Here is a 25,846-nt window from a genome sequence, read left to right on the forward strand (position 1 = left end):
CCGGGCAGCACGGCGGCGTGGGTGGACCGGTGTCCCGTCAGGCGGCGTCGAGGGCGTCGGCGATCTTGCGATCATGTCCGACACGACGGGGCCGGGCCGGCCCTGGTGGGTTGCTGCCGTCGGTGGCGACTGACCATGAGCTGCGCGAGATCGGGCGCAGGACACGACGATCTCCGCGGCTTCGAGACGAGCCGTCTGCGGGTCAGCGGCCGAGAGGTTTACGGTACCGGCGGTACTCGCGCACCACCTGGAAGCCGAGCCGCTCGTACAGTGACCGCGCGCCAGAGGGGTCGTGCCCCTCGGTGTGCAGGCGGATCGGTCCGGCACCCTGCTGGGTCAGGGTGCTGAGCGTCCGGGTGAGCATCGCGGTTGCCAGGCCGCGGCGCTGGAGGTCCGGATCGACCTGAACGTCCTCGATCTCGACGCAGGCGGGTGTGCGGCTCGCGGCGACGAACCCCACGACGCGGTCGGCGAGGGTCGCCACCTGGAAAAGGTCGAGTTGCGATCGGCTGAGCCAGTCGCGCAACCCGTCCTCGGCCGGCAGCGTGAAGAACGGTCGCTCTGCCCAAACGCGGGCGGTGAGGTCGAGCAGGGGCCGGGCGTCGGCGACCGCGGCGGCGCGGACGGTGATGCCATCTGGCAGCTGCCGAGGTTGCACGGGCGAGCCGTGGTGCTCCATTTCGACCATGGTGAACACCTGCCGGTACCCGCGGCGTTCCAGCAGCGCCATCCGGTCCGGCTGGACTGTCGATGCGTTGCCGCCGAGCACGACCGGGCCGTTGCCGGCACGGCCGGCCGAGAGCCGAGCTGCGATGCCCTCGGCCTCCTGCAGTAGCCGCCCGCCCAGGCCGTGGCGGCGTGCCGAGGGCGCCACGTAGCCGTCACTGAGACAGACATGGGTTCCGTCGTCTTCCGTCCAGGACCGCAGCGAACCCCATCCGACCACCGACTCGGATGCGTCGACCGCGACGACCGCCCAGTCCGCTGCCTCCATCCCGCGCCGCACGCCGTCGGGATCCAGGAGTGGCTCCATGGTGGAGTGGACATCGACGGCGTCAGCGGTGGCATGCCGGGCATGCAGCTCATGAACCACTGGCGCGTCGTCGGGCCGGAACGGGCGCAGCACGTGGTCGGGCATGCGCCGAGTACATCATCGCCGTCAACCCGGTATCCGCAGCCGCAGCGTTGCGGCGCTCCGGATCTGATGGCCCGCCCTGCGGGTGGACCAGCCCGGTGGCCCGCCGACCTAAGTGGACACCTGAGCACGGCCCTGTCCAGCGGGCGCACGAAGGCGTCCCGGTGCGCGGGCTGTACCCCCAGGCACCGGGACGGGTCAGGAAGGCCCAGTCAGGGCGTCGATCATCTGATGCGAAGTGGCGTGGCGCCGCGTGTGCCACGCGGGAGCGAGGCGCAGACGAGCCGCTCATCCCGCGACCGCCACATCATGTCGATGTGGACCCGGACGTCGTGGCCCTTCGCCCGATGTCACCGCGGAACGGCCCTGTGCCGCCCAAGCCGTGGAAGCGCTCCCGCCCACTGCAGAAACAATATTAAGGCAGGTCGATCCCCTTGGCAATGACCTGCGTGGGCGGCGAGGTCAGGCGACGGCCGGGTGGCGCGACAGCGCGTCGGTCAGCGTGCTCAGCAGGGCGGCGAGCTGCTCGCGCTCGAACTCGGGCATGGCCAGCTCGCCGATGCTCGCCCGCACCCGGTCGGCGATGCGGTCGTGCAGCTGGCGGCCGCGCGGGCTGAGGTAGGCGCGGATGCGCCGACGGTCGAGCGGATCGACCCGCCGGTACACCAGGCTGTGCTCCGCGAGCTGGTCGACGACCTTCGTCAGGGTGCCGGGCGGCAGGAACGCGCCGTCGGCGACCTCGGTCATCGGACGTCCGCCCTCGGCGGCCAGCAGCGTCAGCACCCGCCACGCCTCGGGTGAGCACTGCTCGGCGCGCAGGATCGCCGACAGCCGTCGCTGCAGCAGGCGTTCGGCGTTGGTGAGCAGCTGCAGCAGATCGGGCGTCGGACCGTGGGGCGCTGGGGCGGGCAAGGTCCCTCCTCGGCCGGTGGACGTGACTCATGCTACAGAACAGCCACATGTTCGGGAACCGTCTGGAGATCATGCGCGGGTCACGGGAACATGTGCCCCATGCCCGTACCGCCGCAGCGGTTGCCAGGCCTGGTCGTCCCCGGACTGCCCGGCCGGAGCACGGGCACCCTCGGCGAGACCGTCCACGTGGCGCTGGTGTTCCCGATGCAGGGACCCGCCGGGATCTTCGGCCCGACCTGCGAGCTGTGCGCCCAGCTCGCGGTGGAGGAGGTCAACCGCAACGGCGGCGTGCTGGGCCGGGAGCTGAGCCTGGTGCCGGTCGACGGCGGGGCCGCTCCGGACCGGGTCGCCGCCGAGGTCGAGACGCTGGTGTCGCTCGGCGCGGTGCACGGCGTGACCGGCTGGCACATCTCGTCGGTGCGCCAGGCGCTCGCGCCGCGGATCGCGCACCGCGTCCCTTACGTCTACACCGCCCTGTACGAGGGCGGCGAGCGCACCGAAGGCGTGTACCTCACCAGCGAGACGCCCGACGAGCAACTGCTGCCCGCGATGCGGCTGCTGGCCGGGGAGCACCGGGTCAGGCGCTGGTTCATCGTCGGCAACGACTACGTGTGGCCGCGGCGGACCGCGTCGGCGGCGCACCGCTACGCGGTCGAGTCGGGCACCCAGGTGTGCGGCCAGGCGTTCCTGCCGCTGGGCGTGCACGGCTTCGCCGACGTGCTGCGCCGCGTCGAGCGCAGTGCCGCCGACGCGGTGCTGATGCTGCTGGTCGGCAACGACGCGGTCCGCTTCAACCGGGCCTTCGCCGCGTCCGGGCTGGACCAGCGCTGCCTGCGGCTGAGCACGCTGATGGACGAGAACATGCTGATGGCCAGCGGCGCGCACGCCACCCGGGGCCTGTTCAGCGCCGCCGGGTTCTTCTCCACCCTGGTGACCCCGGAGAACCTCGACTTCCACGGCCAGTACGCGCGCCGTTTCGGCGTCGAGGCGCCGCAGCCCGGCAGCCTCGGCGAGTCCTGCTACGAGGGCGTGCTGCTGCTCGCCGCGCTGATCAACCGGGCGGGCTCGCTGGACGTGCGGGCGATCGGGTCCGGGGCCGACGCGGTGACCTACGAAGGGCCGCGCGGGGCGATCGCGATGCGCCGCCGGCACGCCCGCCAGCGCATCTACCTCGCCGAGGCCGACCGGCTCGACTTCAACGTGCTCACCCAGCTGTGACCGGCGCGCTCGCGATCACATGGAACAGCCGTGCGGTCAGCGGGAACGGCATCCGGTCCGACAGCGCGATCTCCAGACGCTCCAGCTCCGCGAAGAACGACGCGTCGTACTTGCGCTCGTCGTCGGGGATGTAGTCGCACACCGAGCGGATCCCGTAGTGGCCGAGCACGCCCGCGCCGAGGCGGCGCAGGGCGGTGCACACCTCGTCGGCGGTACGCGGGTAGACCGGGGTGTTGAACGTGTGGGTGAACCGCTCGGACGCGTCGAGGGTCTCGTACGCGGCGGTGAGGTCCATGTCGCGGATCGCGGCGCGCAGCGGTTCGGAGTGGGCGTTGCCCGCGATGACGCTGAGCAGGCCGCCCTCGGCCAGCGGCGCCATGACCGTCGACAGCGTCGACTCCACGTCGGCCACGTACGGCAGCAAATTGTGGCACAGCACCAGGTCGTAACCCTGCCGGTCGACCACGTCGCCGAGCTTGGCGACGTCGGACTCGATCACGGTGACCCGGTGCGCCACGCCGGTGGACTCGGCCAGCGACCGCGCCGAGACCAGCATCTGCGACGAGTAGTCCACCAGGGTGACCTGGTGCCCGGCGACCGCGTAGCGGACCGCCTCGACGCCGTTGCCGCCGGCCACGTCGAGGATGCGCAGACGGCGTCCGTCGAGGTGGCGCGCGATGTTGTGCTCGGCGAGGGTGTAGCGCAACCGGCCCCAGGGCGCGTCCTGCCACTGCCGCCAGGCGGACACCTTGTCGTCGAACACGTCACGGGTCACGTTGCTCATGGGGACGACCGTAACGGAGGTTCAGCCGCCGGGCACCCCGGAACACGCGATTACTCCGTACGACGTCAGAAGCGGTTTTCCGGCCACGCGCGACCCCGGTGGCCGCGTTCGCGGGGCGCGCCGGTGAAGGCGCAGGCACGGCCGCACCGGCACCGTCCGGTCACGACGGTGCGAGACTGGACGCCGCACCTCGCTTAAGGAGAAGACTGATGACGACGGAGCCGCAGGCCCCGAGCACCGCCCGGATGATCGACTACTGGCTCGGCGGGACCCGCCATCACCCGATCGACGTCGCCGCCGCCACCGCCTTCGAGGGGGCGTACGGACCGTGTGCGGCGATCTTCCGCTCGCTGCGGGCGTTCTCCGGCCGGGCGGCGCGCTACCTGGCCGCCGAGGGCGTGGACCAGTTCCTCGTCTTCGGCGCGGGCATCCCCGCCCAGGGCAGCGTGCACGAGACCGTGCCGGATGCGCGCGTGCTCTACACCGACGTGGACCCGGAGATCGTCGCCGCCGGACGCGAGCTGCTGGGCGACCGGCCGGGCGTGGCGTACGTGCCCGGCGACGCCGCCGACCCGCGCGGCATCGACGCCGCCGCGCTCGACCGGGCGCTGCCCGACCACGCCACCCGCCCGGTCGGGCTGATCTTCCTTGGCCTGGCGGCGTTCCTCGACGACGCGACCCTGGCCCACGCCCTGGACGAGATGTACGACCTGGTCCCGGCGGGCAGCCGGCTGGCGTTCGACTTCGACGCGATGGAACTGGCCGCCTATCCCGAGGCGCTGGCGATGATGGGCCCCGGCTTCCACATGCGCGAGCCCGCCGACTTCGGCCGGCTGCTGGGCCGCTGGCAGGTCACCGCCGACGGCATCGTCCCGGTCGCACAGTGGCGTCCCGACGGCACCCCCGAGCAGGTCCCCGACGCGTTCTGGGGCGGCGTCGCGGTCAAGTGACGCGCCGTTGATCGCGGGCCGCGGCACGGGCAGCGCTTGACAGGGGTCGATGGGCGCATGATCCTGAGTGCCGGGTGCGGCGGCGCGCTCCCCTGACCGATCGTCTGCCGATCAGGAGCGTCCCGTGCCGTACACCCGCCGCCATGTCCTTCGTCTGGGCACCGCGACCCTCGTCGTCGCCGCCGTCCCGGCCGTCTCACTGCCCGCCCTGGCCGCCGCGGTCGTCACCGCAGACCTGGTGATCTACGGCGCGACCTCGGCGGGCATCGCCGCCGCGGTCACCGCCCGGCGGCTGGGCCGCACCGCGCTGATCGTCGAGCCCGGCTCGCACATCGGCGGCCTGTCCACCGGCGGCCTCGGCATGACCGACAGCGGCGTCAAGACGGCCATCGGCGGCCTGGCGGGCGAGTTCTACCGCCGGGTGTACGCGAAGTACAACGGCACCGCCGTCACACCGACCTCACCCGCCCGGTTCACGTTCGAGCCGCACGTCGCTGCCGTGATCTTCGACGAGCTGCTGGCCGAGGCCGGTGTCCCGGTCTACCTGAACACCCGGCTGACCGGGGTGGCCATGGCCGGCAACCGGATCAGCGAGCTGGCCTGCGACAGCGGGCAGGTGTTCCGGGGCCCGATGTTCGTCGACGCGACGTACGAGGGCGACCTGATGGCGCGGGCCGGGGTCGGCTGGACCGCGGGACGCGAGGCCAACAGCGCGTACGGCGAGACGATCAACGGGGTGCAGCTGCGCAGCGGGCACCAGTTCAACCGGTTCGTGGACCCGTACGTCACACCCGGCAGCGCGGCGAGCGGGCTGCTGCCGGGCATCTCGGCGACCCCCGTCGCGCCCGCGGGCAGCGGCGACGGGCGGATCCAGGCGTACAACTTCCGGATGTGCCTGACCCAGGCCGCCAACCGGATCCCGTTCGCCAAACCGTCCGGGTACGACGCGATCCGCTACGAGCCGCTGGCGCGTTACGTGCAGGCCGGGTACACCGGACCGTTCTTCACCACGCACCAGGTCGGCGGCGGCAAGACCGACTCCAACAACGACGGGGCCTTCTCGACCGATTTCATCGGCCAGAACTACGGCTATCCGACCGCGTCCTACGCCACCCGGGCGAGCATGGTCGACGAGCACCGCGTCTACCAGCAGGGACTGATGTGGTTCCTGGCCAACGACCCGAGGCTGCCCCCGTCGGTCCGCAGCGCCACCGCGTCGTGGGGACTGGCCGCCGACGAGTTCACCGGCAACGGCGGCTGGCCCACCCAGCTGTACGTCCGCGAGGCGCGGCGCATGGTGTCGGCGTACGTGATGACCGAGGCCGACTGCCGCGGCGGCCGGAGCGCGGCCGACTCGGTCGGGCTGGCCAGCTACACCATGGACTCGCACAACTGCCAGCGGGTCGTGGTCTCGGGCGGGCTGAAGAACGAGGGCGACGTGCAGATCGGCGTGCCGCAGCCGTTCGGCATCAGCTACCGGGCCATCACCCCGTACGAGTCGCAGTGCGCGAACCTGCTGGTGCCGGTGTGCCTGTCGGCGAGCCACATCGCGTACGGCTCGATCCGGATGGAACCCGTGTTCATGATCCTCGCGCAGTCGGCGGCGACCGCAGCCCACCTGGCGATCACCGCCGGGTCGGCGGTGCAGCAGGTGCCGGTCGCCACCCTGCAGGCCCGGCTGCGCGCCGACGGGCAGCTGCTGACGTGGCCGCTGACCGCGCCCGGCGAGATCATCGTGGACAGCTCGACCTCGGCCGGGGTCACCCGCGCGGGCGTATGGCTCAAGTCCAGCTCGATCGCCGGCTTCTACGGCCCCGACTACGAGCACGACGACAACGCCAACAAGGGCGTCAACCGGCTGCGGTTCACCCCGACGATCGCGGCGGCCGGCTCCTACCAGGTGTTCCTGCGCTGGACGTCGCACGCCAACCGGGCGAGCAACGTGCCGGTCGACGTGTGTGCGGGCGGCACGGTCACCACCCGGGCCGTCGACCAGCGCGCCGGCGGCGGGCAGTGGGTGTCCCTGGGCACGTTCGCTCTGCCCGCGGGCTCCTCACCGACCGGCGCGAGCGTGCTGATCCGCACCGAGGCCACCGACGGGTACGTGGTCGCCGACGCGGCCCGCTTCGTCCCGGCCTGACCTCCTCGGCAAACCCGGCACGCCTCGTCCCGGCTCGTCTTCGCCCGAGCCGGGACCGGGCGCGCCGCCGCCGTGAGAGGATCGGCCGCGTGACGACTCCCCGTCTCGGCCCGGTGTCGCGGGTCGCGGTCCTGGCCGACGTGCACGGCAACGTGCCCGCCCTGCTCGCCGTCCTCGACGAGGTGGCCGCCGTCGGCGTCGACCTGATCGTGTTCCCGGGTGACCTCACCTGGGGTCCGGAGCCGCAGACCACCGTCGACCTGGTGCAGGAGCTGGGGCGGCGGGCGGTGTTCGTCCGCGGCAACGCGGACCGGGCCGTCGTCGAGCTGGCCCGGGGCGAGCGCGAGCACACGCGCCCGCGTGACCCGTGGATGGTCCGGCAGCACACGCCGGAGGCCGTCGAGTTCCTGGCGGGCTTCCCGCTCAGCGTCGTCGTCGAGGTGACAGGGCTGGGCGCGGTGCGGTTCTGCCACGGCTCGCCACGCGACGACACCGAGTGCGTGACACCCGAGACGTCCGAGGAGCGCTTCGCCGAGCTGTCGCGCGACGTCGAGGAGCAGGTGATCGTCACCGCGCACACCCACCTGCAGTTCGACCGTGAGGTCGCGGGTCGGCGCAGTGTGAACCCGGGCAGTGTGGGCCTGCCGTATCACCTGGGCGCACCGGGCACCGCGTACTGGGCGCTGCTCGGGCCCGACGTCGACCTGCGCAAGACGCGATACGACGTGCAGGAGGCGGTCGACCGGTGCCGGACGACCGGCGACCCGAGCGGGGACACCGTGGTGCGTTACCTGCTGACGCCGCCGACCCCGGCCGAGATCATCGCCGACGCCGAAACCCGCGTCTTCGCCGACTGATGGGGTGGCGGCTCGCTGTTCACAGCGAGCCACCACCTTCTTGGCCGCGCGCACACCCATGCCGGTGTGCTGCCTGACCAGCCTGATCGCATCGATCGGCCGACCCTGCAGCTTGAGGTGACGGGCCCTGGTCATCAACTACCGGCCGCCCGCCGCCGACAGCCCTGGCCAAACGGCGCACGCTCGCGGGATCGGCGCCTGCATGCGCCGTTCCCGCGGGCGGTGATCAGGCCTGGGCCGCGACGGCGCGTAGCTGGCCCAGGGTGGTGCGGAAACCCTTGCCGGACGCGGCCGGGTCCTCGGCGAGCAGGCCGCTGACCGCCATCGTCGTCGAGCGGGTCGTCGCGGCGGCCGAGTCGTCCGAGCCGGTCACGTCGAAGACCCCGAAGTCGCCGGTGAGCGTGCTGTACGCACCCGCGGTGGTGGCGTCCTGCGCCAGGTAGAGAACCACCTTCTGGCCCGCTTCCAGCTTCGACATGTGGGCCAGGTCGACCGTCCGGCCGTTCAGGCCGGTGATGGTGATCCGGTCGCCTACCTTGGCGGCGGCTCCGTTCACGCTGCGCAGGATCTCGTCGACGCGGAACCCGTCCGCCTCGATCTGGCCGCGGGCCACCAGGTCGGCGGTGTCGGTGAGTTCCTTGACCGTGGCGTACCCCCGAAGCTTGCCGGTCGCCGGCGGCGCGGCCTCGGTCGGCGCGACGGCAGCGGCCGACGTCGGCGCGGCGGCGGCCGGGACCGCCGGGTCGGTGCTGCCGCAGGCGGCCAGCGCCGCCGCGGTGAGCAGCGCCGCCGCCCCGGCCAGGGCGCGGGTGCGGTGGGGGTGGTCGATCCTTGCCATGGAACGCTCCTCGCGTGTCGGCGCCGGCCCGTGCGGTTCTCGCCCGGGTCACGGCGCTGCTTACGCCTTCTATCTGTGCGCTCGCGCCGCCGAGTTCCCGATTTCCGCGCCCTGTTTTCAGCCGCGTTCGCGGGCGAGCGCGCGCAGGTCCGCCAGCGTGGCGGTGAACCTGTGGTCGCGGGCGGTCGCGTCCTCTTCCCGCAGCCCTGTCACCGCGAAGGTCGACGACCGCGCCGTGGCGATGTCGCCGGCCACGTCGAAGACACCGAAGTCGCCGCTGAGCGTGGCGTAGGCGGGCACGCCCGCCTGCGGGTCCTCGGCGGCCAGGTAGAGCACGGTGTGCTGGCCCGCTTCCAACCGGGACATGAGCGGGTTCTCGGCCGCACGCAGCGTGAGCACAGCGGTCGCGGGCAGCCGGGGCAGCCGGTAGAGCACCTCGGCGACGCCGAACACGGCCGTGCGATCGGGCCCGGCCCCGTCGACCCGCAGCACCTCGCCGCGCACCACCAGGTCGGCGGTCTCGGTGAGCTGGCGGACGGTGCCGTACGCCCGGATCTTGGCGGTCACTCCCCCGCCGGTGGGCTCCGCGACGGGCGCGGAAGCACCTGGCGTGGAGGCGCCTGGCGTCGGGATCGCGACCACGGGGTCTCCGCCACCGGTCGCGATCACCGCCGTGACCGTGCCCGCGACGGCGACCAGCGCCGCCATCGCCAGCGCGGGCCGCAGCACGCCGCGCCGGGGCAGCCCGCGAGCGGGCGAGGCGGTACGCACCGCCGGGCTGATCGCCGCCAGCAGCCGCTCCCGGTGCAGCTCATGCCGGCCCGGCGGCAGCTCGCGGTGGCCGGGGTCGGGCAGCAGCTCGGTGAGCTTTGCCCACTCGGACGGATCCAGCGGCGGGTGCTTCATCGGGGGCCCTCCTCTGCCAGACGAACGGTGTTGTCCTTCAGCTGTCCGGCAGGCCCGGCCGGGTTCCGGGATGCGCGGGGTGTCTCGTCGACGAGCTTGCGCAGCTTGGTCCGGGCCCGCGACAGGCGCGACCGCACGGTGCCGACCGGAATGCCCAGCGCCAGCGCCGCCGACTCGTAGTCCAGGCCCTCCCACAGGCACAACGTGATCACTTCGCGCTCCTGGCGGCGCAGGGACGCCAGCGCGTCGATCGCGGCGGTGATCCGGCCGCTGTCGTCGAGCCGCCCGGCCACCTCGTCGGCGTGGTCGGGCGCGGTGAACTCGGCTGCGTGCAGCGCCGACGCCGCGGCCCGGTAGCGGCGGTTGCTGCGGGTGTGGTTGCGCGCCTCGTTGGTGGCGATGCCCAGCAGCCACGGCCGCAGCGACCCGCCGTCGTCGCTGATCCGCTCGCGGGAGCGCCAGGCCTGCAGGTAGGTGGCGGCCATGACGTCCTCGGCGGTGGACCAGTCGGCGGTGAGCCGGAACGCGTGGTTGTAGACCGACCGCGCGTACTGGTCGAACAGCTCGGCGAACGCGCTCGCATCACCCGCCCTGATCCGGGCGCGCAGACTCGACTCCATGACCACTTCTCTGTCCGGCGAGCGCCGCGAGTTCCTGTGATCCAGGCCACTGCGGACGCATCGCTTGGTGCTCCGCGACCATAACCACCCGCGGTCCCGCTCCGCCAACGGGCGATGATCGCTGTTTCAGGTCAGAAACTGCGGTCGGACCACGCCTTCTGACCTGAACAGCGATCTTCGCCGAACCCGCCGCACGCTCCCGGACCGCGGCACGCTCCCGGACTACCGCTCGCTCCCGGACTACCGGCCGCTCCAGCGCGGTGGGCGTTTCTGCGCGAACGCGCTCGCTCCCTCGCGGGCGTCTGCCGACGCGGCGACCGACCGCACCAGCGGATCCTGGATCGCGAACGCGTCGGACGTGGCAGCTCCCTCGGCCGAAACCACGATCCGGCGGGTCGCCGCGACGGCGAGCGGCGCGTTGCGGGCGATCCGGCCGGCGAGACCGATCGCCGCAGGCAGGCTTCCTCCGGGCGGTGTCAGCTCGTTGACCAGGCCGTACCGCTGTGCCGTCAGGGCGTCGACGGGTTCGCCGGTCAGCAGCATCCCCATCGCGACGTGGTACGGCACGCGCCGGGGCAGCCTGATCGCGCCGCCCTCACTGGCGACCAGGCCCCGGGTCACCTCGGGCAGCCCGAACACCGCCGTGCTGCTCGCCACGATGAGGTCGCAGGCCAGCGCCAGCTCGAAGCCGCCCGCTACGGCGTACCCCTCGACTGCAGCGATCAGCGGTTTGCCCCGGTCGGCACGGGTCAGCCCGGCGAGCCCGCGCTCATCGACGAACGGAAAGCCCTCGGCCAGGAACGCTTTGAGGTCCATACCCGCGCAGAACGTGCCCCCGGCCCCGGTGAGCACACCGGCGGACAGGTCGCGGTCGCCTTCCAGGCGGTCCAGCCCGGCGCTGATCCCTTCCGCCACGGCACGGTCGACGGCGTTGCGGGCCTCCGGGCGGTTGATCACGAGCACCAGCACCCCGGCGGTGACGTACGAATCCACCGCGAGTTCTTCGACGAACATGGCAGTCCCCCGTCAGCCCAGCATGACCGGGAGCCGCTCCAGGCCCCGCATCACCCGCGAGGGCCGCCAGCGCAGATCCTCGACTCGGAACGCGAGGCTGAGCCGCGGACACCGGGCCAGTAGCAGGCCGAAGGCGACCCGGGCCTCCATCCGGGCCAGCGCGGCCCCGATGCAGAAGTGCGGTCCGCGGCCGAACGCCAGGTGGTCGTTGGGCTGCCGGGCGAGGTCCAGGCGGTCGGGCTCGGGGAAGTATCCGCCGTCGCGGTTGGCCGAACCGATGAGCAGGCTGACGATGGCGCCCGCGGGGATCACCCCGCCGGCGAGTTCGACCGGCGCGGTGCTGACCCGGAAGGTCGCGTCACGCACCGGCGAGTCGTAGCGCAGCAGTTCCTCGATCGCGGTCGGCATGAGCCCGGGTTCCTCCCGCAGGCGCAGCAGCTCGGCGGGGTGGCGCAGCAGCGCGAGCATGCCGTTGCCGATCAGGTTGACCGTGGTGTCGTGCCCGACGAGCAGCAGCAGGTATGCGGTGCCGATCAGCTCCTCCTCGCCGAGGTGGTCGCTGCCGTCGTGGGCGGCGACCAGCGCGCCGAGCAGGTCGGCCTCGGCGACGCCCGCAGCGGCATGGGCGCGCTTGTGCGCGACCAGCGCGAGCAGGTAGTCGTGCAGTTCCTCTTCCTGCACGGCGCGCCGGGCGGCGTCGGCGGAGGGGACCACGGTCTCGGCGAGGATCTGCCGGGTCCGGGCGGTGTTCAGCTCGTCGGGGACGCCGAGGATGGTGCAGATCAGGTTGAAGGTCAGCGGCATCGCGAAGTCTTCGATCAGGTCGACGACGCCGAACTCGGGTAGCCGGTCGAGCAGCTCCTGCGCGGTCCGGGTGATCAGCGGCTCCAGCGCGGCGACCCGGCGTGGGATGAAGGCCGCGTTCACCAGCCCGCGCAGCCGGGTGTGCTCGGGCGGGTCGGCGTGCACGAGGTGCCGGTTCAGGCCCGCGGGACCGGGTACGTACATGGGGACCAGCTCGGGGCGTTTGCTGAGCCTGTTGTCGGACAGCAGCGCCCGGACGTCTGCGTAGCCCGCGACGTGCCAGACCGACAGTCCGCTGCGCTTGCGCTCGTGCAGCAGCGGCGCGTTGCGGCGCAGCCAGGCGAAGAACGGGTACGGGTCGCTGTTGCGGTGCTGCAACAGGTCCTGGGGTACATCGTCCAGCGAGGCCCACGGCCCTGCCGCGAACTGCACTTCGGCGTCCCCGGGCGGCATACCCATACGTCCCCACTTCGATCGCAAGTCCCTGAGCTGCACAAACTCGGCGATCTTATAGGAAACAGACATAATTCATGCAAGCGACCACTCCGCCATCGTCGGCCACTGAGTGCTGAATCACCGACGAAAGTCGAGCCGAGGCGGTCCGGTCAGCCTTGGCGCTCGATCTGGGCGCGGATGCGCGGGAACGCCGCGTCGGCCTCGCCCTGGGTGTAGTCGGCGTAGTGCTGCTTGATGTCGGCGGGCAGCTCGCCGCCGCTCTGGCGACTGGCGCGAGCGGCACGGCTGAAGCCGAGATAGGGTCCCGTCCATGGACATGCTGAGGGGCGAGAAGATCGCCGAGGCCGACCTGACCGACTGGCGCAAGCTGGCCCAGGGGCTCCATGCCCGCTACCTGGTCGCCGACTTCAGCGCCGGTGTACGGTTCGTCGCCGCGGTGGGCGAGGCGGGCGACGCACTCGGCCACCACCCGCGCGTGTCGATCGGCAACGGGTACGTCGACTTCAAGCTGATCACCGATGACGCCGTCTACCGCGACGGCGAGGGCACCGAACACGTCATCGAATGGGTGACCCAGCAGGACGTCGACCTCGCACGACGGATCACCGAGATCGCCGCCGACCACAAGGTCGACGCCGACCCGGCCTCGGTCAGCATGATCGAGCTCGGCCTCGACACGGCGCGCTCCGCGACCATCGCCCCGGTGTGGGCCGCCCTGCTGACCGGGAACCCCGAGGCCCAGGGCCACGGGTCCCCCAGCGACGAGATCCGGGACGCCACCGGCCGGGTGCCGAACCTGTGGTTCGGCGACGCCGACGAGCACCAGACCCCGCGTCAGCGGTTCCACATCGAGGTCTACGTGGCGCCCGAGGTGGCCGAGCAACGGATCGCCGCCGCCGTCGCCGCGGGTGGGACCGTCGTCGACGACAGCAACGCACCCTCGCTCACCGTGATCGCCGACCAGGACGGCAACAAGGGAATCCTGTGCGTCGACGTGTCCGCCGCGACGAAGCAGTGAACCGCCGACTCGGGTAATCCGGGCCTGGTAAGGCGTGATCGATGTCCCGATCGAGGCGCTCCGACGGGGCCCAGCCCTCGCCTGTATGTCAGGCGAGTGGCGGCTCCTCGCACTGCTAAATGGGAGGCGGGCGTGGGACCGGGGCAGGTACGTTTCCGGGCGTGAGCAGGATCCTGTCGGTCAACCTGGCGGTGCCGGCCCGCAATCCCGCCACGGGCGTGGGACTGACGGGCATCAGCAAGCGACCGGTCGACCACCTGGTCACCGTGCGGGCGCCTGGGCCGATGGCGACGGGATTGCACAGTGGCCTGGTCGGCGACCAGATCTTCGACATCGAGCATCACGGCGGCGACGACCGGGCCGTTTACGCGTACGCACGCGAGGACTACGACTGGTGGCAGGCGAGGCTGAGCCGCCGGCTGGCCAACGGGATCTTCGGCGAGAACCTGACGACCGAGGGCGTCGACGTCAACGGCGCGGTCATCGGCGAGCGGTGGCGGGTCGGTCCTCGGTTGGTCCTGCAGCCGGTGTTCGGCCGTATCCCGGGCGTCACGTTCCAGCGCAGGATGGGTGAGCCGCGCTGGGCACGGACCTTCGCCCGATCGATCCGCCCAGGCGCGTACCTGCGGGTGCTGGAGCAGGGCGAGGTGTGGGCCGGCGATCCGGTCACCGTTGAGGACCGTCCGGCGCACGGGGTGACGGTCGCACAGGCCTTCCGGGCGTACGCGACCGAACCGGAGCTGCTGCCCGATCTGCTGAGGACCGACGGGCTGCCTGACGATCTGCGCGAGACCCTGACAAGTCGGCTTCTCCGCAGGCGGTAACCGGGACGTCGAGCGCTTCACCCAGGCGGAATCCACCGCTCCGGGGGCGGGGCGCCGGAGGCCGGGCGACAAAGCACTCCACGATGCCGAGGCCGCCCGTCCTGTCGTGTGGGGACTCGTCCTCGGACACAGGTCGCTTTGCGCCTGTTGGCAAGCGCGACTCGCTCCACAGGTGTGCACTGCACACACATCCGTCATCCCCGATGTCGCAGCCATCTATCTAGCGTCACACATCTATGCATGTTAGAAATCTTTCCTGCTGCAGACACGACTGAAACTTCCCTCCACGCCCCTGGGAGACCTCGCTATCCCACGCCGTTCCATGTGCCGCAGCCGTCCTCGCGGCCGGTGTGGTCGCGCCGAACTCCTCACCCTGCAGCAGCAGCAACTACGGCCAGGTCACCGTGTACGCCGTCACGGTCACGCACAGCTGAGCAACCGGTCATACGGTCCCGGACCCGTATATCAGCCCGAGAACCGATCCGGCAGGTAGTCGCGGCCACGCGGCAGGATCTACGCTATGGCCGGCTGCCCCCGCGACGCCACACGCGTGTCCACAACAGACAGTGATCCGAGGTTGGCCGCTCCGCAGCTTGAGAGGGTGCCGTGGATACGAAGCGGGACACGCTGTCACCAACCGAGTTGATCGCCGTGGGGATCATCATTCTGATCTTCGGTGTGATCGGCTCGGTTGCCCACATCCGAGGTCATGGAGTCTCCAGAACCAGATTCGGACCTTTCGCCATGATCACGATTGGCGCGGCCGCGCTCATAGCCGGCATATCCTGGGCGCTGCTGACATGACAGCTGCTCACGATCATCTGGTCGAGTTCAGGCTGATCGGCGTGGGCGGGGCTTCCCGGCAGGACCAGCGCGCAGCTGAGCAGGCTCCGGCATGCCGGGCATGCAGTCCGCCGCCATGATCAAGCGTCGATAAAGTTTCGGGAAGATGACGGACAACCCTTGTGAGCGTTCGCCTGACGCCCTAACCTCAGATCCACGGCGCGCCCGGGATCGTCGTCAACCGATATCCGGGCAGGGTTGGGAACACCGCAGCCACCCAGCGTCGCGGCACCAGCACCACGCCCGTTCACGTACCCGCAGGCTCCGATCCCTGCGGTAACCGCCCGTCTCCGACGATGCCGCTCTCTGGCCACAAATGTGAGCGCTCACAAGGAGTAGATCGCCTAAACACCATCCAACTCGACAGCTCTCCCGCAATCAGGACCGACGCCGACGGCGTCGGCCCCGATGACACCTGTGCCCGCGCCCGGCCGCACCGCGAGCACCCCGCTCCCTCCGGAAGGACCACCATGACCACCAGACGCGAGCTGCTGACCGGGCTGCTGTCCACGGCCGCGGCCACCGCGACCGGCGGGCTGGCGATCGCCGCCACCGGCTCCCCCGCCCACGCTGCCGGTCCGCTGACCGGCTACGTGATGGGCTACTTCACCGAGTCGCCGAACCGGCTGGCCAACAACTACGGCCTGCACCTGGCCGTCAGCACCGACGGTCTGCACTGGACCCCGCTCAACCAGAACAATCCCGTGGTCACGCCGACGGCCGGCACCGGCGGGCTGCGCGACCCGTTCATCCTGCGCAAGCGCGACGACACGTTCGTGGTGCTCGCCACCGACCTGGCCGGCACCGACTTCACCCAGCCGAACCAGTACATCCACGTCTGGGACTCGGTCGATCTGCGCACCTTCACCGGCTACCGGCGGGTGCGGATGCACACCATGAACACCCACACCTGGGCGCCGGAGGCGTTCTGGGACAACGCCCGCGGCCAGTACGGCATCATCTACTCCGCGCACAACGGCGTACGCGACGTGTTCATGGTCAACTACACCGCAGATTTCGTGAACGTCGGCGCCGCACAGGTGTTCTTCGACCCGGGCTTCAACGTCCTCGACGCGACCATGCACCTGGGCAGCGTCACGAACTACCTGTACTACAAGAACCTCGCCGACGGCCGGCTCTACGGCGCCCGCTCGGCCACCCTCAACCCGAACAGCTTCAGCACTTACACCAGCGGCGTCGTCAACGGCGGCATCGAGGCCCCCATCGTGGTCAAGGCCAACGACCGCAACGAGTGGTGGCTCTGGGGCGACTCCTACAGCCCCGTCAACGGCGAGTTCTACGTCTGGCGCAGCGGGGACGTCAACGCCAACAGCTGGACGGCGCTGGACAAGGCCGTCTACACCCAGCCGGTCAACGCCAAACACGCCACCATCGCGGCGATCACCGCCACCGAGCACGCCAACCTGCTGTCCCGCTGGGGCGCGCCGGCCTGGAACCGGATCAAGTCCTACAACTTCCCGGACCGGCTGATCCGCCACGCCAGCCGGGTCGGCCGCATCGACCCGTACCCGTTCGACCCGTACGCCGACGCCCAGTGGCGGCTGCGGCCGGGTCTGGCCGACGCGGCCGGGGTGTCGTTCGAGTCGGTCAACCTGCCCGGCAACTACCTGCGCCACAGCGGCTACGTGATCGGGCTGGCGGCCAACGACGGCAGCGCGCTGTTCGCCGCCGACGCGACCTTCCACCGCACCGCGGGTCTGGCCAACAGCGCCTGGACCTCGTGGCGCTCGCACAACTTCCCCGACCGCTACCTGCGCCACAGCAACTACCTGCTGCGCATCGACGTGCTCGGCACCGGCTCGCCCGCGGCCGACCGGGCCGACGCCACCTTCCAGCTCGGCTACTGAGAGGACCCGGACATGACCCCGCTCCCCGAAGCGACCACGAAACGGCGCTGGTGGCGGCTCGCCGCCCTGGTGGCGGTGAGCGCGCTGGCCGCTGCCGGCCTGCACGCGCCCGCCGCGTCGGCAGCCCCCGCGGTGAACTACACCAACCCGCTGGTCAACCAGCGCGCCGACGCCCAGATCTACAAGCACACCGACGGCTACTACTACTTCACCGCGACGGTGCCCGAGTACGACCGCATCATCCTGCGCCGCGCCACCACTCTGCAGGGGCTGTCCAGCGCGCCGGAGACGGTGATCTGGCGCAAGCATTCCAGCGGCATCATGGGCGCGCACATCTGGGCCCCGGAGATCCACTTCATCGACGGGAAGTGGTACGTCTACTTCGCCGCCGGAGCGACCAACGACGTGTGGGCCATCCGGATGTACGTCCTGGAGGCCTCCGGCGCGAACCCGCTGACCGCTAGCTGGGCCGAGAAGGGCCAGATCCGCACGCCGTGGGAGACGTTCTCGCTGGACGCGTCCACCTTCGTCGCGAGCGGCGTGCGTTACCTGATCTGGGCGCAGGCCGAGCCGGGCATCGCCACGAACACCAACCTCTACATCGCGCGGCTGTCCAACCCGTGGACCATCACCGGCGCGACCACCCGCCTCACCATACCCACGCTGGCCTGGGAGACCCGCGGCTACAAGGTGGCCGAGGGCCCGACGGTCATCCAGCGCAACGGCAAACTGTTCATGACCTATTCGGCCAGCGCCACCGACGCCAACTACTGCCTGGGCATGCTCACCGCGACGGCGGGCAGCAACCTGCTCAGCGCGTCGTCCTGGACGAAATCGGCCAATCCGGTGTTCGCCAGCAACGCCGCCACCGGGCAGTGGGGGCCCGGCCACAACTCGTTCACCGTGTCCGAGGACGGGGCCAGCGACATCCTGGTCTACCACGACCGCAACTACCGGGACATCAGCGGCGACCCGCTCAACGACCCGAACCGGCGCACCCGCCTGCAGAAGTTCTACTGGAACGCCGACGGCACCCCGAACTTCGGCATCCCGGTGCCCGACGGCGCGACCCCGGTGCGGCTGAAGTCCTACAACTTCCCGGACCGCGTCGTGCGCCACTGGGAGTACCGGGCCCGGATCGACACCAACGTGACCAACCTCGCCGACTCCCAGTTCCGGATCGTCACCGGCCTGAACGGCGGCGGCAGCGTGTCGCTGGAGTCGACCAACTTCCCCGGCTGGTTCCTGCGCCAGCGCAGCAACGGCGAAGCGTGGGTGGACCGCAACGACGGCACGGCGGCGTTCCGCGCCGACGCCAGCTTCTTCCAGCGGGCGGGCCTGGCGAGCTCGTCGGCGGTGTCATTCGAGTCGCAGAGCCTGCCCGGCCGCTACCTGCGGCACAGCAACTACCTGCTGTACGCCCAGGCGGTCACCGACACCGTCGGCCGCGCCGACGCCACCTTCGTACTCGAATGACACCCCGAGGAGTGACCATGTCGCCGACCCGGCTTCGTGCCCTGTCCCGGCGGGCGTTCTCGCTCGCCGCAGCCGCCCTGCTGGGCGTGTCCCTGGCCGTCGTCGTGCAGCCCGGCCAGGCCCTGGCCGCGCCCGGCCCGACGTTTCGCAACCCGGCCGTCGACGTGCCCAACAGCGGCGACCCGACGCTGACCTATTACAACGGTTACTACTACTACGTCGCCACCACCTGGTCCTCCGATGTGGTGATGCGCCGTGCCCGGACCATCTCCGCGCTGCGCGGGGCCCCGGAGCAGGTCGTCGTGCGCACCGGCGGGTCGACGATGTGGGCGCCGCACCTCGAAATGATCAACAACCGGTGGTACCTGTACTACTCCGTCGAGCAGAGCGGCGGCGCACGGCGCACCCACGTCGCGGAGAGCGCCGGGACCGACCCGCTCGGCCCGTACACCATCCGGGGCATCCTCAACCTGATGCCCAACAACGGCTGGGCCATCGACGCCGCGGTGCTCAAGCTCAACGGCGCGAACTACGTGATGTTCTCGGCGTTCGCGCCCAGCGACAACCTGCAGTCGCTGTACATCGCGCCGCTGACCAACCCGTGGACGGCCGGGGCGTACGGCACCCGGATCTCCGCGCCGACGCTGTCCTGGGAGACCCAGAACGGGGCCGTCAACGAGGGGGCTTTCGCGTTGCAGCGCAACGGGCGCACCTGGATCACCTACTCGGCCAGCCACTGCAACGGCCCGAACTACAAGCTCGGCATGCTCGAATACCGGGGCGGCGATCCGCTGGCCATGGCCTCGTGGGCCAAGGCCGCCAACCCGATCTTCCAGCGCAGCGACGCGAACGGGGTGTACGGGCCCGGCCACCACTCGTTCTTCACCTCGCCCGACGGCGCCGAGACGTGGATCGCGTACCACGCCAACAGCTCGGCCAGCCAGGGCTGCGGCACCACCCGCAGCACCCGGGTGCAGAAGATCTCCTGGAACGCCGACGGCACCCCGAACCTGGGCGTGCCGGTGTCGCTGTCGACCGTGCTGCCCGGACCGTCCGGGGAGGCCGGCGCGACCCCGGTGGAGATCCGAAACCGGCACAGCAACCTCTGCCTCGACGACTACAACTACGTGACCACACCTGGGGCCGAGGTGCGGCAGTGGACGTGCAGCACGGCGACGGTGCAGGACTGGTACCTCACCCCGCTGGCCGACGGCTACTACCAGATCAGCAACCGGCACAGCGGACTGTGCCTGGACGACTACAACTTCGTGACCACGCCCGGCGCCGAGGTCCGGCAGTGGACCTGCAACGGGCTGGCCGTGCAGCAGTGGCGCACCGTCGACGCCGGCAGCGGATACGTCACGCTCGTCAACCGGCACAGCGGGCTCTGTCTGGACGACTACAACCTCGTGACCACACCCGGCGCCGAGGTCCGGCAGTGGACCTGCCTGAACAACAACGCCCAGCACTGGCGCATCGTGTGACGACGCTGCGGCGGGTGCCGGCGCGGGATCGCGCGCGCCGGCACCCGCCGCAGCGGGTCGGAGCAGCCTTCGAAATTATTACGGGCTGACGGAGTACGTGCCGCCGAGGGCCTGCCGGCCGCCCGTGCAGGTGGCGTACGAGTAGCCGCCGACCAGGACCCAGTTGCCGTATGCGGTCCCGCCGCCGAGGCACCCGGTCCGCGCCTGGACCTTCCAGTTGCTCGGGTAGCCGGAGCAGGCACCCGCCCGGTAGGTGGAGTAGCTGGTGTTGCCCGAGTTGCAACCGGCCGCGGAGGCCGGGGCGGAGGTGGCGGCGACGACGCTGGCCGCCATGAGGCCGCTGACGGCGGCGATGCGGGCCGCCGACTTGATGGTGCGCAATGTTCCTCCTGCTGGGGACGTGTACAGGGGTTGAACGCGCATCAATTTACCGCGACCGATCGCCTCAATCAAGAGAGGAAGTCAAATTCTTGCATACTTGAGTTACAGCCACTTGCATGCTTCCTCACGCCTCTTGCACGGTCAGCCGGTGCCGCGGGCGATCTGCATGAGGAACTCGGCGTTGCTGCTCGTCTTGCGCAGCCGGTCGACGAGCTGCTCGCCGGTCTGCTGGGTGTCCATGGTGTGCAGTGCCCGGCGCAGCCGGCGGACCAGCTCCAGCTCCTGCGCGCCGACCAGCAGCTCCTCGCGGCGGGTGCTGGAGGAGTCGACGTCCACGGCGGGGAAGACGCGCCGGTCGGCGAGCCCCCGCAGCAGCCGCAGCTCGGCGTTGCCGGTGCTCTTGAACTCCTCGAAGATGACGGTGTCGCCCAGCGAGCCGGTCTCCACCAGCGCGGTGGCGATGATGGTCAGCGACCCGCCGCCCTCGATGGTGCGGGCCGCGCCGAGGAAGCGCTTGGGCGCGTGCAGCGCCCCGGCCTCGATGCCGCCCGACATGACCCGGCCGTTGGACGGCGCGGCGAGGTTGTAGGCACGGCCCAGCCGGGTGATGGAGTCGAGCAGCACGACGACGTCGCGGCCCTGCTCGACCAGGCGCTTGGCGCGTTCGATGGCGAGTTCGGCGACCGCGATGTGGTCGACCGGCGGCCGGTCGAAGGTCGAGGAGACCACCTCGCCGCGTACGGTGCGCCGCATGTCGGTGACCTCCTCCGGACGCTCGTCGATGAGGATCGCCATGACGTGCGTGTCGGGATGGTTGACCGCCAGCGCGTGGGCGATCGCCTGCAGCACCATGGTCTTGCCCGCCTTCGGCGGCGACACGACCAGCGCCCGCTGGCCCTTGCCGATCGGGGTGAGCAGGTCTATCACGCGGGTCGTCAGCACGTCCGGCATGGTCTCCAGGCGCATCCGCTCCCGCGGGTAGATCGGGGTCAGCGCGTAGAAGTCCGGCCGCTCGCCGAGATGGTCGGCGGGCGCTCCGTTGACGGTGTCCACGGCGGTCACCGTGGGCCGCTGGGCGCGGCGGGCGTCGGCACGGTCGCCCCCGCCGGTGCGCCGGTTGCCGGTCGGGTGCGCCGCGGCGCCGGTGACGACGTCGCCGCGGCGCAGGCCGAGACGCTGCACGAGGCCGGGCGGCAGGTGCGGGTCGCCCGGGTCGGGCAGGTAGCCGTCGACGCGGACGAAGAAGTTCTTGTCGCGGACGTCGACGATGCCGCTGACCGCGGTCGTCGGGGCCGCCTCGACGGCGCCCGGCTCGGCGGCGCCGGGCTCGGTGCGGCCCGGCGGGTTCGTGCGGGGACGTTCCGCGACGCGACGGCGGCGGGTCGAGGTGGCAGGTCCCGTCACGCCGTTTCCGGCGGCGGGGCTCCCGGCTGCGGCGGGCCGCAGGGCGAGATCGGTCATGGGTACTCCTCGGAGACGGTGCGCCAGGCACGGGCGTGCTGGGGCGCGACGGGCACCGAACGCCTGGTCACGAATGCCGAGTCACGTATCCGGAAAGTGCGGACGTCTCGGAGGAGAGGCGGCGGTGCGGTGATACCGATCCCGGCGGACGCGTGAGCGTGGCAGGTCATCGGGGAAAGGGCATCCTCGGGGCGGGAACTCCACGCCTGCATCGAGCGATGCTTGATCAAAGGTACCCCACCGGGACGATCAGGGCAACCCGGCACGCGCGGTGGGCGCGTCACAAGGAGAGCGGCTTCGGGCCGCTCCCCTTGTGCCCCCGTTACGCCGCTGTGCAGGCACTCCCCGCGATCGCCTGCCCCCTGTGCCGGGCGCGGCCCGCGCAGTCCTGATCGTCCCGACTCGCCACGCCTACAGCGCAGGGCTTCGCACCGCGCTCGGCGCGAATTGAGTCTGGGACTTCGACAGCATAGGCTGTCGACTATGGATTCTGTCAACCACAGATAACAGCTCAGTGGTTGGCGTCAGCTGCAAATGACTAGGGGCGTCATGGGCGAGAACAGCGGCCCAGGAACGGTCGCCGAGCGCTTGACCAGGCTCTTCGACACCGTCACCAACCCGCACACGGGCAAGCGCCATACCGACCGCGAGGTGGCCGCGGCGGTCGGCTGCTCGCATACGCTGATCTTCGACCTGCGCAAGGGCAACACCCCGCCGGAGAAGACCCAGGCCGGCATCCTGATGCGGCTGGCCAGGCATTTCGGGATGGACGACAACCACCTCATGCCGGCCGGCTCCGGCACGGTCGACCCCGAGGTCTGGTCCTTCGCGATGCGGGTGAAGACCATCTCGCCGGAAGGCCTCGCGATGCTCAACGGTGTCCTGGATCACATCGCCGAACTGGAGGCCCGCGCGGCCACCCGGCCCGGCGCGGCCGAGGACGCGCCAACTTAGACTGTGCCCCTATGCCCCCCAGCCGCGAGGTCTTCGCCGAGTGCCGCAGTGCGCTCGAGGGACTGGCCATTCCCGACCCCTGGGACGTGGTGGCGCTGGTCGAGTGGCTCGGGCAGCAGCGCCGCCGCCCGATCATCCTGATCCCGTGGCCCACCGCGGGCGGGGTCACGGGCTGCTGGGTGGCGGCGGCACACCAGGACTACATCGTCTACGAACGCACCGCCACCCCGCTGCACCGGTCGGTGATCGTCTGCCACGAGGTCGCGCACATCTGGCTGGGACATCGCGGACACCCCACGACCGCCCTGGCCGAGGAGTCCGCGCTGCCGCACGGCTACACCCACGACGAGGAGATCCGGGCCGAGACCCTGGCCGAGCTCATCCTCGAGCAGGCCGCCCTGCCGGCCCCCAAGGTGCCCGATGACGTGCTGCGGGTGATGAGAACCCTGGATCAAGGAGTGACCGTTGATTCCCTGGCTGACCAGCGGGGCGTTTCTGCTCGCCGCCGTCGTCGTTGGCTCGGTCCTCGCACGTAGGCCGCAGGCGCGCACCCCGGCGGGCAAGGCACTGCTCACGTGGAACCTGTTCGGCGGCGTCGCCCAGGTCGTGACCATCCACCCCGTGTACCACGCCGTCAGCTCGCTGACCGGCCACCACAACACCGCCATCGTGATCAGCCACGGACTCGGGCTCGTCGCCGCGTTCTTCGCCGAGATCATGATGCTGTGCTGGACCCGTGGCGCCGACGGGGCACGGGCGGCGGCCCGCTACCGGGCCGCGATCGCCGCCGCGGCGATCGCGGTGCTCGCCGTGCTGTTCGCGCTGACTCCCGAGGTCGCCGACACCCCGTCGAGCTGGCGGCTGGACAACATCGACCGGCCCACCGTGGCGCTCTACTCGGTGGTGTACGCCCTGGCCTTCTCCTGGGTGCTGCTGGACCTGTGCCGGCTGAGCATCCGCTACTCCCGGATGGTCGTCACGGCGCAGACCCGGATCGGGTTGCAGCTGTTCACCGTCGGCACCGCGTTCGGCCTGGCGTACCAGCTGATGGCCGCGGTGGACGGGCTGGTCGGGGTGACCGGGCACCGGTTCCCCGCGCACACCCCGCTGAGCCTGGCCCTGGTCTGCACCGGGGTGGTGTTCCTCTGCCTGGGCGCGGTCGTGCCGCTGGTCGCCACCGCCGTGATCGAGTTCGTGCGGCGTTGCCGGCAGGCGTGGCTGTGCCAGCGCATGGAACCCCTCTACCGCGACCTGGCCACCGAGTACCCGCAGGTCCTGAAAGGCCCCGTGTGGTACGGCGCCGCGGGCTGGCTGGTCAACTGGTACGGCAACGGCCGCCGGCTGATGCAGCGCACCATCGAGATCCACGACGGGCTGTCCGAGCTACGGCCGTGGCTGGACGACCTCGCGTACCGGGTCGGCGCGGCCGAGGCCATGCGGGAGGGCCTCGACGCCGAGACGGTGGCGCTGGTCGCGCAGGCCGTCCAGGTGGCCGACGCGCTGCGGACCAAACGCGGCGGCGAGCCGGGCCACCAGATCCACGTCGAGATGGCGGAGGTGGCCACGGACCGCGAAGCGGTGTGGCTGGCGCGGCTGGCGCAGGTCTACCGCACCCGCCTGATCGGACACGCGCTCGGCGCGCTGGCGGCCCGGCGGAGTCCCGCCGGCCGGCAGGCAGTGCGGAACCCGTCGTGACGTCGCAGGCAGCCCCGCGGACCGGCCACCCGCACCCGCCGGCGGACCACCACGCCGTGTACCGGCAGCTGGCGCTGCGCGAGTTCGGCGCCGACATGCGCATCGGCCTCAACCTGGCCTTCTACCGCACATTCGCGGTGCCCGCCATCGCGCGGCTGCTGGCCGACACCGGCGAGATGACCGAGCGGACCCGCAAACGCGCCGACGACACCGGGCTGATGATGTACGAGCTGATCGCCCACGGCCCGCACCATCCGCGCGGCCGCCAGGTGATCGCGTCGCTCAACCGCATCCACCGCGTCTACGACATCACCCCGGACGAGTACCGCTACGTGCTCGGCACGTTCGTGTTCATCCCGACCCGGTGGATCGACCGCTACGGCCCGCGCCGCCTGCGCCCGCACGAACGCGACGCGACCTGGCACTTCTGGTGCGAGGTGGGCCGGCTCATGAACGTGCGCGACGTGCCGGACACCTGGGACGGGTTCGAGCAGTGGTTCAACGCCTTCGAACAGGCGAACTTCGGCCACGACGACGCCGCCACCCGGCTCATCGACGCCACCCGCGACCTGCTGGCGACACGTTTCCCGCAGGCGCTGCGCCGGTGGGCCGGTGCCGCGAGCGACGCGCTGCTCGACGAGGACGTGCGCAGGGCGCTCGGCGTGCCCAGGCCCGGCATCGGCGTGCGGGTCGCCGTACGCGGTCTGCTGCGGATCGACGGTCTGGTGCGCCGGTTCAAGGCGGCTCCGCCGGACGTCTTCACTCCGGGCCAGGCGACCCGGCACTACCCCGGCGGTTACGCCATCGAGGACCTGGGGCCCGACCCGGTGCGGCCGGCGGCACGGCGCTGACGCACCCGGGAGCCCCGCCACAGCGACGGGGCTCCCTTAGGTCAGGCCGGCATCTTGTACGTCAGCAGGTCAACCGGATTGATCTTCGGTGGTGGGTCGAACAGGTCCGCGCGGGCCTCCAGACCCTGGCGCACCTTCCCGGCCAGGTGGAACTGCCGGTCGTCCTCGGTGTCGAAGGCGTCGAAGATGCGAAACGAAGTCGGCCCGAGCTGGAAGGCGTACCAGACGATGGTGCCGGGTTCGGCGTCCACCAGCATCTTGGCCCGCCGCAGGAACTCCGCGACCTCGCCCTCGCGGCCGGGCTTGGCCTCGATCTCGACAAGAAATCCCAACGTGAGCACGCCTGCTCCTTCCCCG

25 protein-coding genes are annotated in these 25,846 nt (G+C 71.1%); 14 read left to right on the forward strand and 11 right to left on the reverse strand.

Annotation, left to right across the window (positions count from 1 at the left end):
* Nucleotides 1-202: 202 nt before the first annotated feature.
* Together F6W97_RS36835 and F6W97_RS36840 are read right to left on the reverse strand one after the other, a co-directional pair.
* Nucleotides 203-1,138 carry a GNAT family N-acetyltransferase gene (locus F6W97_RS36835; RefSeq protein ID WP_155375203.1) on the reverse strand — a complete coding sequence of 312 codons (936 nt, stop codon included), beginning with the start codon at nt 1,136-1,138 and terminating at the stop codon, nt 203-205.
* A 459-nt stretch (nt 1,139-1,597) separates the two neighbouring features.
* Nucleotides 1,598-2,047, reverse strand: a complete 450-nt coding sequence (locus F6W97_RS36840; RefSeq protein WP_155375204.1) for a MarR family winged helix-turn-helix transcriptional regulator — start codon at nt 2,045-2,047, stop codon at nt 1,598-1,600.
* Nucleotides 2,048-2,146: 99 nt separating this feature from the next.
* On the opposite strand from F6W97_RS36840, the gene F6W97_RS36845 reads away from it, so the two are divergent.
* Nucleotides 2,147-3,265, forward strand: a complete 1,119-nt coding sequence (locus tag F6W97_RS36845; RefSeq protein WP_155375205.1) for a substrate-binding domain-containing protein — start codon at nt 2,147-2,149, stop codon at nt 3,263-3,265.
* On the opposite strand, the gene F6W97_RS36850 is transcribed toward F6W97_RS36845, so the two are convergent.
* A complete protein-coding gene (locus F6W97_RS36850) occupies nt 3,252-4,049 on the reverse strand; it encodes a methyltransferase domain-containing protein (RefSeq protein WP_230687278.1) in 798 nt (265 codons plus the stop codon). The genes F6W97_RS36845 and F6W97_RS36850 overlap by 14 nt on opposite strands.
* A 209-nt stretch (nt 4,050-4,258) precedes the next feature.
* Between F6W97_RS36850 and F6W97_RS36855 the strand changes: the two genes are divergently transcribed.
* The 3 genes from F6W97_RS36855 to F6W97_RS36865 all read left to right on the forward strand — a co-directional run bounded on the left by F6W97_RS36855 (nt 4,259) and on the right by F6W97_RS36865 (nt 7,996).
* The gene (locus F6W97_RS36855; RefSeq protein ID WP_155375206.1) at nt 4,259-4,999 is read left to right on the forward strand and encodes an SAM-dependent methyltransferase; all 741 of its coding nucleotides are present in this window, start codon (nt 4,259-4,261) and stop codon (nt 4,997-4,999) included.
* Nucleotides 5,000-5,123: 124 nt separating this feature from the next.
* Entirely contained in the window at nt 5,124-7,139 is a 2,016-nt protein-coding gene (locus F6W97_RS36860; protein ID WP_196279493.1) for an FAD-dependent oxidoreductase, read from the forward strand.
* An 89-nt stretch (nt 7,140-7,228) separates the two neighbouring features.
* Nucleotides 7,229-7,996 carry a metallophosphoesterase family protein gene (locus F6W97_RS36865; protein ID WP_230687279.1) on the forward strand — a complete coding sequence of 256 codons (768 nt, stop codon included), beginning with the start codon at nt 7,229-7,231 and terminating at the stop codon, nt 7,994-7,996.
* A 226-nt stretch (nt 7,997-8,222) separates the two neighbouring features.
* Here F6W97_RS36865 and F6W97_RS36870 read toward each other — a convergent pair whose 3' ends face one another.
* The 5 genes from F6W97_RS36870 to F6W97_RS36890 form a co-directional block, all read right to left on the reverse strand.
* A complete protein-coding gene (locus tag F6W97_RS36870; RefSeq protein ID WP_155375207.1) occupies nt 8,223-8,834 on the reverse strand; it encodes a hypothetical protein in 612 nt (203 codons plus the stop codon).
* 117 nt (nt 8,835-8,951) lie between these two features.
* The gene (locus F6W97_RS36875) at nt 8,952-9,740 is read right to left on the reverse strand and encodes a hypothetical protein (protein WP_155375208.1); all 789 of its coding nucleotides are present in this window, start codon (nt 9,738-9,740) and stop codon (nt 8,952-8,954) included.
* Entirely contained in the window at nt 9,737-10,360 is a 624-nt protein-coding gene (locus tag F6W97_RS36880) for an RNA polymerase sigma factor (RefSeq protein ID WP_155375209.1), read from the reverse strand. The genes F6W97_RS36875 and F6W97_RS36880 overlap by 4 nt, the downstream gene beginning before the upstream one ends.
* A gap of 240 nt (nt 10,361-10,600) precedes the next feature.
* On the reverse strand, nt 10,601-11,374 hold the full coding sequence (locus F6W97_RS36885; protein WP_155375210.1) for a crotonase/enoyl-CoA hydratase family protein: 774 nt from the start codon (nt 11,372-11,374) through the stop codon (nt 10,601-10,603).
* Nucleotides 11,375-11,386: 12 nt separating this feature from the next.
* Nucleotides 11,387-12,637, reverse strand: coding sequence for a cytochrome P450 family protein (locus tag F6W97_RS36890; RefSeq protein ID WP_196279494.1), 1,251 nt, complete (start codon nt 12,635-12,637; stop codon nt 11,387-11,389).
* Between the two features lie 307 nt (nt 12,638-12,944).
* Between F6W97_RS36890 and F6W97_RS36895 the strand changes: the two genes are divergently transcribed.
* The 6 genes from F6W97_RS36895 (at nt 12,945) to F6W97_RS36920 (ending at nt 20,147) form a co-directional block, all read left to right on the forward strand.
* The gene (locus F6W97_RS36895) at nt 12,945-13,652 is read left to right on the forward strand and encodes a 4a-hydroxytetrahydrobiopterin dehydratase (protein ID WP_155375212.1); all 708 of its coding nucleotides are present in this window, start codon (nt 12,945-12,947) and stop codon (nt 13,650-13,652) included.
* A gap of 161 nt (nt 13,653-13,813) precedes the next feature.
* Nucleotides 13,814-14,476 (forward strand): MOSC domain-containing protein, encoded by a 663-nt coding sequence (locus F6W97_RS36900; RefSeq protein WP_155375213.1) that lies wholly within the window; start codon nt 13,814-13,816, stop codon nt 14,474-14,476.
* Nucleotides 14,477-15,082: 606 nt separating this feature from the next.
* Nucleotides 15,083-15,280 carry a hypothetical protein gene (locus F6W97_RS36905; protein ID WP_155375214.1) on the forward strand — a complete coding sequence of 66 codons (198 nt, stop codon included), beginning with the start codon at nt 15,083-15,085 and terminating at the stop codon, nt 15,278-15,280.
* A gap of 509 nt (nt 15,281-15,789) precedes the next feature.
* A complete protein-coding gene (locus F6W97_RS36910; protein ID WP_155375215.1) occupies nt 15,790-17,187 on the forward strand; it encodes a glycoside hydrolase family 43 protein in 1,398 nt (465 codons plus the stop codon).
* Between the two features lie 12 nt (nt 17,188-17,199).
* The gene (locus F6W97_RS36915; RefSeq protein ID WP_155375216.1) at nt 17,200-18,663 is read left to right on the forward strand and encodes a family 43 glycosylhydrolase; all 1,464 of its coding nucleotides are present in this window, start codon (nt 17,200-17,202) and stop codon (nt 18,661-18,663) included.
* Nucleotides 18,664-18,680: 17 nt separating this feature from the next.
* Nucleotides 18,681-20,147, forward strand: a complete 1,467-nt coding sequence (locus F6W97_RS36920) for a family 43 glycosylhydrolase (RefSeq protein ID WP_196279495.1) — start codon at nt 18,681-18,683, stop codon at nt 20,145-20,147.
* Nucleotides 20,148-20,225: 78 nt separating this feature from the next.
* On the opposite strand, the gene F6W97_RS36925 is transcribed toward F6W97_RS36920, so the two are convergent.
* Together F6W97_RS36925 and rho are read right to left on the reverse strand one after the other, a co-directional pair.
* Nucleotides 20,226-20,528 (reverse strand): hypothetical protein, encoded by a 303-nt coding sequence (locus F6W97_RS36925; RefSeq protein WP_155375218.1) that lies wholly within the window; start codon nt 20,526-20,528, stop codon nt 20,226-20,228.
* 141 nt (nt 20,529-20,669) lie between these two features.
* Nucleotides 20,670-21,989 carry a transcription termination factor Rho gene (gene rho / locus F6W97_RS36930; protein WP_155375219.1) on the reverse strand — a complete coding sequence of 440 codons (1,320 nt, stop codon included), beginning with the start codon at nt 21,987-21,989 and terminating at the stop codon, nt 20,670-20,672.
* 549 nt (nt 21,990-22,538) lie between these two features.
* Here rho and F6W97_RS36935 point away from each other — a divergent pair.
* The 4 genes from F6W97_RS36935 to F6W97_RS36950 are packed head-to-tail and all read left to right on the forward strand — an operon-like array spanning nt 22,539 to nt 25,489.
* Complete coding sequence (locus tag F6W97_RS36935; protein WP_155375220.1) at nt 22,539-22,943, forward strand: hypothetical protein; 405 nt, start codon at nt 22,539-22,541, stop codon at nt 22,941-22,943.
* 11 nt (nt 22,944-22,954) lie between these two features.
* Nucleotides 22,955-23,479 (forward strand): ImmA/IrrE family metallo-endopeptidase, encoded by a 525-nt coding sequence (locus F6W97_RS36940; protein WP_155375221.1) that lies wholly within the window; start codon nt 22,955-22,957, stop codon nt 23,477-23,479.
* The gene (locus F6W97_RS36945) at nt 23,409-24,638 is read left to right on the forward strand and encodes an MAB_1171c family putative transporter (RefSeq protein WP_155375222.1); all 1,230 of its coding nucleotides are present in this window, start codon (nt 23,409-23,411) and stop codon (nt 24,636-24,638) included. Before F6W97_RS36940 ends, F6W97_RS36945 begins: the two co-directional genes overlap by 71 nt.
* Nucleotides 24,635-25,489: an oxygenase MpaB family protein gene (locus tag F6W97_RS36950; RefSeq protein WP_155375223.1), complete on the forward strand. Its 855-nt coding sequence runs from the start codon at nt 24,635-24,637 to the stop codon at nt 25,487-25,489. The genes F6W97_RS36945 and F6W97_RS36950 overlap by 4 nt, the downstream gene beginning before the upstream one ends.
* A 41-nt stretch (nt 25,490-25,530) precedes the next feature.
* Here F6W97_RS36950 and F6W97_RS36955 read toward each other — a convergent pair whose 3' ends face one another.
* The gene (locus tag F6W97_RS36955) at nt 25,531-25,830 is read right to left on the reverse strand and encodes a putative quinol monooxygenase (RefSeq protein WP_155375224.1); all 300 of its coding nucleotides are present in this window, start codon (nt 25,828-25,830) and stop codon (nt 25,531-25,533) included.
* Nucleotides 25,831-25,846 lie beyond the last annotated feature (16 nt).

The organism is Catellatospora vulcania, assembly GCF_009720385.1.
Taxonomy (GTDB): Bacteria; Actinomycetota; Actinomycetes; order Mycobacteriales; family Micromonosporaceae; genus Catellatospora; species Catellatospora vulcania.